Annotated in this window: 9 protein-coding genes; all 9 read left to right on the top strand. The window is 31.8% G+C overall.

Annotation, left to right across the window (positions count from 1 at the left end; all coding sequences use genetic code 11):
* Positions 1-265: 265 nt before the first annotated feature.
* The 9 genes from ACN0TY_RS16460 (at position 266) to ACN0TY_RS16420 (ending at position 7,633) form a co-directional block, all read left to right on the top strand.
* Positions 266-772, top strand: coding sequence for a hypothetical protein (locus ACN0TY_RS16460; RefSeq protein WP_417445319.1), 507 nt, complete (start codon positions 266-268; stop codon positions 770-772).
* Positions 773-965: 193 nt separating this feature from the next.
* Entirely contained in the window at positions 966-1,142 is a 177-nt protein-coding gene (locus ACN0TY_RS16455; protein ID WP_417445318.1) for a hypothetical protein, read from the top strand.
* Between the two features lie 2 nt (positions 1,143-1,144).
* Positions 1,145-1,726, top strand: coding sequence for an ABC-three component system protein (locus ACN0TY_RS16450; protein WP_417445317.1), 582 nt, complete (start codon positions 1,145-1,147; stop codon positions 1,724-1,726).
* 4 nt (positions 1,727-1,730) lie between these two features.
* A complete protein-coding gene (locus ACN0TY_RS16445; RefSeq protein WP_417445316.1) occupies positions 1,731-2,228 on the top strand; it encodes an ABC-three component system middle component 5 in 498 nt (165 codons plus the stop codon).
* Entirely contained in the window at positions 2,215-4,125 is a 1,911-nt protein-coding gene (locus ACN0TY_RS16440) for an AAA family ATPase (RefSeq protein ID WP_417445315.1), read from the top strand. The genes ACN0TY_RS16445 and ACN0TY_RS16440 overlap by 14 nt, the downstream gene beginning before the upstream one ends.
* Positions 4,126-4,297: 172 nt before the next feature.
* Positions 4,298-6,037 (top strand): AAA family ATPase, encoded by a 1,740-nt coding sequence (locus tag ACN0TY_RS16435; RefSeq protein WP_417445314.1) that lies wholly within the window; start codon positions 4,298-4,300, stop codon positions 6,035-6,037.
* Between the two features lie 216 nt (positions 6,038-6,253).
* Positions 6,254-6,484 carry a hypothetical protein gene (locus ACN0TY_RS16430; RefSeq protein ID WP_417445313.1) on the top strand — a complete coding sequence of 77 codons (231 nt, stop codon included), beginning with the start codon at positions 6,254-6,256 and terminating at the stop codon, positions 6,482-6,484.
* A 205-nt stretch (positions 6,485-6,689) separates the two neighbouring features.
* Entirely contained in the window at positions 6,690-6,953 is a 264-nt protein-coding gene (locus ACN0TY_RS16425) for a hypothetical protein (RefSeq protein WP_417445312.1), read from the top strand.
* A gap of 131 nt (positions 6,954-7,084) precedes the next feature.
* Complete coding sequence (locus tag ACN0TY_RS16420; RefSeq protein ID WP_417445311.1) at positions 7,085-7,633, top strand: hypothetical protein; 549 nt, start codon at positions 7,085-7,087, stop codon at positions 7,631-7,633.
* Positions 7,634-7,776: the final 143 nt, after the last annotated feature.

The following is a 7,776-nucleotide window of genomic DNA, read 5'->3' as shown; positions in this document are numbered from 1 at the left end:
GAATTACAGGCTCTTTCAATGAGCGTACTACTTTTTTTTCATAACTTTAAATTTAGAAGTTAAACGTACCCTTAAAGGTAGCCAAAAGTGAGATTAGTTCACCGGAAAGCTACCTTTAGGTTTAGTTCAACAACGTGTATAGCTCATTGCGGCTGAATTCCCTATCGGAATTCATTGCAATTTGCTATCTTCGTTTTACGGTGGAAAATCCTCGCGGATTTCCCGCAACAAGCCATACACAACAACGTTGTACGCAAGCTGAAAAATGGAACTTTTAGGCAGAATTAACAGAAGAAAAATATATTACGTTCAGGTTAGAAATAATTCTGAATGGAAAAATTCTTTGCCGAAAAATGATTGGATTGTATTTACAATAGCAAATAAGGAAGATGAAGAATTAGTTCCGCCAGCTGTAAAAATTTGTATGGATAAAAATGTCACATACACTTGTAGTGCTGGAACTCTTGCCCATTGGACTGAACAATATTTTGACGAAGAAATAACTGGACGAGCATTCGATTATGAATTTCGGACAAAAAAGGAATTCGATTTTGAATTTTCACCCATAACTACAGCTCATCAAAATTTCAGCGAGGGATTTTGGTTCGCTACGACTTTGGCATACGACGCTTATAAAGAAACTGATAAAGTTATTTGTTTGGACTTTACCAAGCGGAAAGTGAAAAAACATTGGACTGAATTGATTGAAAAAATTAATAATGGTTGGTTGCCAAGCGATGAGGAAATTGAATTAGCGGAATATGACAACTGATGATAAAAGCCAGCGTACAACAATGTATAACCGCAATTACGGCGGATTCGACTACGTCAGAATCCATGCGGAATTGCTAGCGCCGGCGCCAAATCGAATATTTCCGTATATTTAATCCCTAACTGACGGTTATACGAGACCGTTAGGCATAATGCAAAACAAACATCGTAACAACCAATGAAATCAATATATTATGAATGAAACAATATCAATAATTGCAAATATTTGTGGAATACTTGGTTTTTTTATAAGCATATTTGCTGTAACCAAAGTTTTTAAACTCAAACAGCAGGTTAAAGGAGACAACAATAACAACGTAAGTATGAAAGGAGATGTTGGTGGTAATTTTGTTGGTAGAGACAAAAAATAAATATGGCAGAAAACAACAATGATGTTAATGTAGATGGTTCAAGCATAGGTGGAAACTTTGCTGGTCGTGATTATAAAGATAGTAGCGTCTCTTACGTTAATAATTACCATTCTCGTTCTACTTATTTACAGGACCTTTACAAAAGGTATGAGGAAGAAAAATCATCAAATCCTGAGTTTAAAGAACTTTGTGAAGAATTAGATTATTTGAATTCAGTCATCGATAATGAAGTTATTGGTTTAGAGAAAAAACTTGAAGATGGCGGACGTGAAAAACTAATCGCATATGCTCTTGATGTTAAAGACCGATTTCATCGAAAATTAATGAAAACCTCACAATATTCATTAATTGCCCAAGACATCAATGTTTATCTTCTTGCAAAAGTACGAAGTAGTTTTATGCGTGAAATTTATATACTAATATGCCAAAACGATACAGACGAAAAAATAAATCTTCTAATAACTGAAAGAATTATTAAACCTGTTCAAGAAGATTTAGGAATTAATTTATTTAAGTATAATGAGGATGATATTATGGGAATGATATTTTTTCTTACAGGTAATTGTCATATAAAATGGAATTAAATAAATGTTAGTATATCATCCAGCTTTCGATATTTATAATTGTGCATTTCGGATGTTACAACTACTTTCATTAATGGAAGAATCCGAAATTGAACTTGATAAACTTAGGATTTGGGATTTTTACTTAACATTTCCTAACGAAGCAAGACAAATAACTTTTCCAAGAGATTTATTTGAATTAAAAAAGATTTTCAAAAATAAACCTGACAATCCATACGAAGATTTAATTGACCCTAAAAGAATTGCAGAGCGAATGAACCCTTACCAACTTTCCGCTTTGAGATATTTAGCATCTTATGGATTAATCGATAACAATTTATTTCAAAAAAATATCGTAAAGAGAACAGATAAAGCATTACCATCTGAATTACAACAAAAACTTGATGAGATAAATACAGAGAAAGAAAATATAATAAAATTAGTTAAAGGCTTTAATTTTTTGGCACTTCGTGGCTTAAAAGAAAGGACAGGTCTTTTAGAGTTTAGATATGACAGAAAATAAACCACAAATCACTATTCGTCAAATTATTATAAGAGACTATAATAATCAAATAGCCTATAATGAAGCATTTCGTTATGGAGTTAATATAATACGTGGTAAGAATAGTTCTGGAAAGTCTACAATCTCAAATTTTATATTTTACATTCTTGGAGGAGCATTTAACAATTGGACATCTGAAGCTCGAAAATGTAAAGATGTAACTGCTGAAGTTCTAATCAATGGTGCCGAATTTACTTTACGAAGAGAGATAAGCGATTCTGTATTTACACCACTACAAATTTTTTGGGGCAACTATGAAAAAGCTAAAACGGACAGCTTAAATTGGAAAATTTTTCCCTATAAAAGTTCAGAAAATGTATTGAGCTTTTCTAATATACTATTTAACGCTTTAGACTTTCCCGAAGTCAAAGGAGATTTAGATAGCAATATTACAATGCATCAAATACTTAGGCTTCTGTATATTGACCAAGAAACTCATCCTCAAAGCCTTTTTAGATTTGAGAATTTCGACCCACCACTAACAAGAAAAACCATATCTGAAATTCTGTTAGGCATATACGATGACTCGCTTTATTCTGACAGAATTAAACTCAGAGATAAGTCAAAAATTTTAGAATTAAAGGAACGAGAATATAAAAACCTGATAAACGTAATAACACATTCTGGGGTTTCAGCAAACAGAGATAGTATTGAAAAGGAAATTAAACAGGCTAAAGAAAATTTGAACAAAATAAGTTCAGAAATTCAGGCTTTAAGAGATGCAGAAAAAATTAGGACAACAAAAAAGACTGAAACGAACACAGAGAAAATTAAAAAAGAGCTAATAGGCTACAAAAATAAGGCGAACAAGATAACAACTAAAATTAATCAGTACGATTTAGAAATAGCCGATTCTAAACAATTCATTTCTACTTTAAACAAAAGAATATCAGAATTATACAATTCAATTCTTACAAGAAAAACAATTGGAGATTTAACTTTAACACATTGTCCACAATGTTTAGAAAAATTAAGTACGGAAATAGAGGACAATCATTGTAAATTATGCAAACAACCTTTAGAAGAAGAAGCTGAAAAAGCCAATGCTAAAAGACTTCTTCAAGAAATGCAAATACAGGTAAAGGAATCATCAAAGTTATTAGAGGAAAAAGAAAAAAAATACGCTGATTTTCAAGGTCAGTTGCCACTTATTTTAGAAAAACTTAGGTATTATCAGAAAGAACTTGATTCTTCAATATTAAATCCACAATCAACTCGAAATGAGAAAATTGATAATTTACTGATATCAAAAGGGTATATAGAAAGTGAGATTGAAAATCTGACAAAACACTTGCAAATTGTAGAATTAATAGAACAACTTAAATCCGAAGTTGCGGAATTAACAAAAGAAATTAAAGAATTAAAACTATCAATATCAGAAAAGGAGAATGACCAAAAATATAAATATTCTTTGGTTATGAACAAGATAAGGGAAATCACCATTTCGATTCTGAGAAAAGATTTACCAAGGCAAGATGAATTTCGAACTGGAAAAATTGTAGAAATTGATTTCCTGAGAGATTCATTTACTTTAGAGGGTAGTAACAATTTTTCTGCCAGTTCTAAAACCTACTTTAAAAATGCAGTTATCTTTTCAATATTTTTCGCGAGTTTAGAATTTGATTTTATGAGATATCCTCGCTTTATAATTTGTGACAATATGGAGGATAAAGGAATGGAAAAAGAAAGGACTCAAAATTTTCAAGAATTGATTACTAAAATGTCAGACGACTACTTGCAAAAAGAAAAGACTCATCAAATAATTTTTACAACATCTATGGTTTCTGATGAACTTAACAATTCTGAATATTGTGTGGGAGATGATTATGATACAGAGAACAAAACATTAAAAGTGTAAAAGCACTATGCCTAACAACGTATATATCTCATAGCTAATCAGTTGCTTAATCAAAGTTAAGGCATATTTGGAAAGTCGCCAAATTTTTAAATTTGGCTTGTGCTCAACCGAAGAATAAAAGCTATTTTGCACGCTACGAGCCATACACTTTACCGTTAGCACACATTTGAAAATGAACATAAAATTTAGAGGAAAATATAAATCTTTAACTGATTTTGACTGGAATAATATTCCAATGTTTTCGGTAATAACTGGACCAAATGGAACTGGAAAATCTCAATTATTAAACATCATTTACAATACAATTGTTAACAATAACCAAGAACGTGAACGAGTACAAATTGAAAACTGTATAGTTCAAAGACAAGAAGTTTCATTTCTGAAGGGTGAATGGAATTTATCAAATACAAGTAGTACTGATTTATCAACTATTCAACAGAAAAGAAATAACTATTATAATACTTTTAAACAAAATAATGTTAGACCTGACAATATAAATCAAAGAGCTCTATATGCACAATTTCAATTAATCAAACAAACTTTAGGTAAGAATCAAAATCAAATAACTAAGGAAGAGTTTGAGGAACATTTTCCAGAGATAATAATTGAACAAGAACAGCAATTAAGTCAAAAAATTGAGGAAATATTTTACAACTATCGTTTATCAGAAATAGAAGCTAAAGCACTTGGAAAAAATGATGAGAAAATTGTTGTAGATATCGGAGAAAAACCTTGGGTAGTATTAAAAGAAATACTCAAAGAATCTAAACTACCATTCCAGTTTAATAATCCTGAAAATAATGGAATTAGAGATAGTTTCCAATTGAGGGCTGTGAACGAAATTAGTGGTGATTCAGTTAATTTCAATGATTTGTCTTCTGGTGAAAAAGTATTAATTTCTCTAGTGTTTTACTTATATAATTCTCAAGAAAAAAATATTTTCCCAAAAGTTATTCTTATGGATGAGCCTGATGCTCATCTCCATCCAACAATGGCTCAACAATTTATAAATGTTATCAAAAATGTATTAGTAGATAAGTTTGGTGTTAGAGTAATTATGACAACTCATTCGCCTTCTACGGTAGTCCTGACACCAGAAGATTCTTTATTTGAAATGTCAAGGACTGCACCACGAATTGTAAAATCACAATCCAAAAATCATACTATTTCTTTATTGACATCTGGACTTGTATTCGTTGGAGAAGGAACAAAATACTTTCTTGTTGAGGATAAAGATGATGTTGATTTTTATTCGTATCTATTCGACCATTTGACAGATTTAGACCTCTTAAAGGGGGATATTCCTTTAGTATTTATACCTGCTTCCATTAAGAATAAATCTGGCGGAAAAGATGTTGTTCAAAATTGGGTAAATAAATTACAAGATTCTGGACTTCAAGAACTAATTCAAGGGTTAATTGACTTAGATAGTGGAAATGAACCATCGGACGGAGTTTTTATAATTGAAAGGTATAGTATTGAGAACTATTTAATTGACCCAATCGTGACATATGCCGCATTAATGGATAAAGATATTCACAATCAAGTAATTAATCTCGGCTTGAAATTAGGAGAAGAATACAAACTAAAATCACTTGATACCGAAAATTTACAAAGGATTGCGGACACAATATTTAAAAAAGTTCAAAATCTATTACCAAATTATTTTGAAGATTACGATGCTGAAATTGAGAATATAAAAGAACCTGTAACTTTTACAAATGGCATTACTCTTCAATATCCTAAATGGATAATAAAAAGACGTGGTAAAACTTTATTAAATCAAGTATATAATGAACTTTTTAATAATCGGAATGTACATTTTGGCTCATTGACGAAAGCGCTGAAAAAAATAAATTTTATACCTAACGATTTATTAGAGCTATTTAAAAAATTAAAATTAAATGAATAAAAACGTGTGCTAACATCGGCTATATACAATGCGGGCTGAAGTGTTAAACTGAAAGGTTATTACATCTATTCCGCTCGCAGTTAGTATATTTATGAAAGAAAATATAAAAATATAAAAACGGCTCGCTTATGTTCGTGCCGATTTGAAACTATCGCTTTCAAATCCCGCACTGCACATAGCCAAAACCGTTGTGCATAATATCTGAACCGAACGTAAATGAAAGAAAATAAAGATAGAGTTGTAATTGCAAGTGATGTAAATGAGCGTGACGGAATTGGAGTTGAAATCTATCGGAATGACGAATTGATTGCAGAAATTTTTAGAGACGATACAGATAAAACGAGAACAATACGAGTTTTTAAAGAAAAAATTTCGCTTGAAAGTATGGAGGAATGTATTGAAATATTTAAAAAGGAAATTCCTTGGGATTTTATAAAATATGACTAATCACGAATTAACATTCAAAAAAATAAAGGAACTTCCGAAAACTCACTTTTCGGAAAGAGTCTCGGAATTTGAAAACGGAACTCACTTGACTTTAGATTCGGAAAACGAGAATGAATCATGAATTTGGATTGAACTTGACGAAAGCGAACAATTAACTGTTGGATATGGAATTAGTCATTTGCATTATGACCCAAAATATGACGACTTGAATAAAGGGTTTAACGAATTCCTACGATTGTTGACTTGCAAAAAACGGAGAATTGATTTCTACAAAGGAAAATTTGCTTACCGAAATGAATATGAGAATGAAAATGGTAATTGGGAAAATTATGGAACTGCGTTGACTTGGGCTTATCCATTTTGGAAAAAGACTGTAAAAAAAACAACAACTCAAAACGGATTTATAAACTATACGGAAATTAAATCTGAAATTGAGGTAATAAAAAATACTATGCACAACAATGTATAACCGCAATTACGGCGGATTCGACTGCGTCCGAATCCACGCGGAATTGCTAACGCCGGCACCAAATCGAATATTTCCGTAAATTTAATCCGTAACTGACGGTTATACACGGACCGTTGTATGCAATTTGAAAAATGACACAGGAGACAAAAGACTACATTGAGACTTGGACAAAGAAAATATCGTCATACACAGGTGACGATTTAGGGACTTTATTTGACAAGTATACCGCACTTTTTACTTTGTACAACAGACTCTACAATGAGTCTTATCGGCAAATGAAAGAAAATGGACAATTGACTAAACCTGGTCATTCGGACAGGGAGAAAGCAACGAAAATGGTCGTTGAGTTTAACTCAGCGCCGGACTTGGTTGACCGACTAAGAGAAAAGGACAATTTTAAAGACATTGAAACAATCGCTGACCTGATAAGGAAGGATGTATTTCACATAAACCTTGCTGACGGAGTTTCCAAAAAGAACATCGACATTGAGCTGATGAATAATTTAGAAAGTGAAAACCCGACTACTAAAGCTCAAGCCGCAGTCAGTGCAGTATACAATGTAAGGTGCAATATGCAACACGGAGAAAAACATTTCGAAGAACATCAAAGATTACTTCTTGAACCCTTAATCAGAATTTTAGAGACTATTGTGGAACTTCAAATCGAAAAACTGAAATAAAAAACTGCATACAATAACTAGCGTTCGTGTGGTCGGAACGGCCAAACATGAACGTCGTGTTGACTGAACCGGATTTTGCCGGTTTGCCTTCTATGGGTATTACCTTATTTATTGAGTTTCTATTTTGAGTAGTTAGTTTATCA

The sequence above is a fragment of the Joostella sp. genome (assembly GCF_048266025.1).
Classification (GTDB): Bacteria; Bacteroidota; Bacteroidia; order Flavobacteriales; family Flavobacteriaceae; genus Galbibacter; species Galbibacter atrarenae.
This window is presented reverse-complemented; position numbering and strand designations above follow the sequence as displayed.

Bases quoted from the DNA above. Each gene is read 5' to 3' on its own strand.
- ACN0TY_RS16455 (WP_417445318.1), top strand. From the start codon at position 966: ATGAATGAAACAATATCAATAATTGCAAATATTTGTGGAATACTTGGT.
- ACN0TY_RS16420 (WP_417445311.1), top strand. From the start codon at position 7,085: ATGACACAGGAGACAAAAGACTACATTGAGACTTGGACAAAGAAAATA.
- ACN0TY_RS16435 (WP_417445314.1), top strand. From the start codon at position 4,298: ATGAACATAAAATTTAGAGGAAAATATAAATCTTTAACTGATTTTGAC.
- ACN0TY_RS16445 (WP_417445316.1), top strand. From the start codon at position 1,731: ATGTTAGTATATCATCCAGCTTTCGATATTTATAATTGTGCATTTCGG.
- ACN0TY_RS16460 (WP_417445319.1), top strand. From the start codon at position 266: ATGGAACTTTTAGGCAGAATTAACAGAAGAAAAATATATTACGTTCAG.
- ACN0TY_RS16440 (WP_417445315.1), top strand. From the start codon at position 2,215: ATGACAGAAAATAAACCACAAATCACTATTCGTCAAATTATTATAAGA.
- ACN0TY_RS16450 (WP_417445317.1), top strand. From the start codon at position 1,145: ATGGCAGAAAACAACAATGATGTTAATGTAGATGGTTCAAGCATAGGT.
- ACN0TY_RS16430 (WP_417445313.1), top strand. From the start codon at position 6,254: ATGAAAGAAAATAAAGATAGAGTTGTAATTGCAAGTGATGTAAATGAG.